This window comes from Bradyrhizobium sp. Ken01, from assembly GCF_055807355.1.
Genome location: NZ_JBVVPC010000128.1, coordinates 1 through 1,488 on the forward strand (window position 1 = coordinate 1; position 1,488 = coordinate 1,488).

1 protein-coding gene is annotated in these 1,488 nt (G+C 61.2%); it reads left to right on the top strand.

Annotation, left to right across the window (positions count from 1 at the left end; translation table 11 throughout):
• Positions 1-198 precede the first annotated feature (198 nt).
• Entirely contained in the window at positions 199-1,488 is a 1,290-nt protein-coding gene (locus AC0L3S_RS38995; RefSeq protein ID WP_473285259.1) for an IS4 family transposase, read from the top strand.

The following is a 1,488-nucleotide window of genomic DNA, read 5'->3' on the forward strand; positions in this document are numbered from 1 at the left end:
CTAGGGCATGCACATATCTGGTGCGGCGGATTGACTCAGAGCGGCATCTGGGGATTCCAGAATCGGGAAACCGTGTGATTTCTATTGCGGCACCTCAGATCGGATTAGGGGTGCGGTGATGTTGTCGCAAATTGACTGGACGCTAGGCCGGTTCGGGGATCGTCGTCTCGATAAAGGGGGGCGGCGCTCGTCGAACGCATGGTCGCGGGCAAAACGGTGTGTCTGCGGCGGCTTTCCAGGGGTAATCGTGCGTTGGAGGTGCGGTTCAACCGCTTTCTCGGTCAGGCCAAGGTGACAGCGGAGCGGATTATCGAAAGCTGGGGCGAAGGCACGGTTGCGGCGGTAGAGGGCCGCCACGTGCTGGCGATCCAGGACACCAGCGAGATCCACTTCAACACCACGGCGCAACGCCGGCGTGGGCTCGGGGAGATCGGCAAAGGCAATAATTACGGTGTGCTGCTGCATCCGCTACTGGCTGTGGATGCCGATGATGGCACCTGTCTTGGACTTTTGAGCGGGCAGATCTGGACGCGCGAGGGCCGTCGCACCACCTCACACGACGACCGGGAATTATCAGACAAGGAATCGCGGCGCTGGACATCCACCGTCGCTGCGTCCAGACCGCTGCTCGCCAAGGCCGCAGCGGTCACCGTGCTGGGTGACCGCGAGAGCGATATCTTTGCCCTTTATGCCAGTTCGACTGAGCAGCACTTCCATGTCATCGCGCGCAGCATGCATGACCGCAAGCTTGCCGATCGCACCGGTTTGTATGAGACCAGCCATGCCATGGCCGTGGTGGATCGGCGTGCGATCGAGCTGCCTGCGCGCGCGGCGCGGCCAGCCCGTCTAGCCCAGATCGAGCTCCGCTTTGGTGCAATCGAGCTTGCCCGCCCACAGAGTAAGTTCCTACGCCATTTGCCGAAAAGCCTGCCGTTGGCAGTGGTCGACGTGCGCGAGATCGATGCCGGGGCCGGCGTAGAGCCGCTGCACTGGCGTCTTCTCACCTCTCACGAGATTGCCAGCGTCAAAGACGCATGGCGTATCGTTCAATGGTACAAGCAGCGCTGGATCATCGAGCAGTTCTTCCGCGTCTTGAAAACGCAAGGCTTCCACCTCGAAGACAGCCAGGTCGGAACATCCGATCGCCTCCTCAAGCTGATTGCTATCGCCGCCAAGGCGGCTGTCATCACGATCCAACTTCTCCAGGCCCGCGATGGCGCTCAGCAGCCGGTTCTTGCTGTCTTCAAGGCCAGCGAGATCGGCGCGCTTGCTGCCCTCAACCAGCAACTCGAAGCCAGCAGCAAGCGACTAAAGAACCCGCATCCACCAGACAGTCTCGCTTGGGCCGGCTGGATCATCGGCCGCCTCGGCGGCTGGGACGGTTACCCATCCTCAAGGCCACCAGGCCCCATCACCTTTAAAAACGGCCTCGAATACTTCCACGCCGTTGCAGCAGGATGGAGCCTTAGAGATATGTGCATGCCCTAG

Coding starts and splice junctions, on each gene's coding strand:
- AC0L3S_RS38995 (WP_473285259.1), top strand. CDS start 199: ATGGTCGCGGGCAAAACGGTGTGTCTGCGGCGGCTTTCCAGGGGTAAT.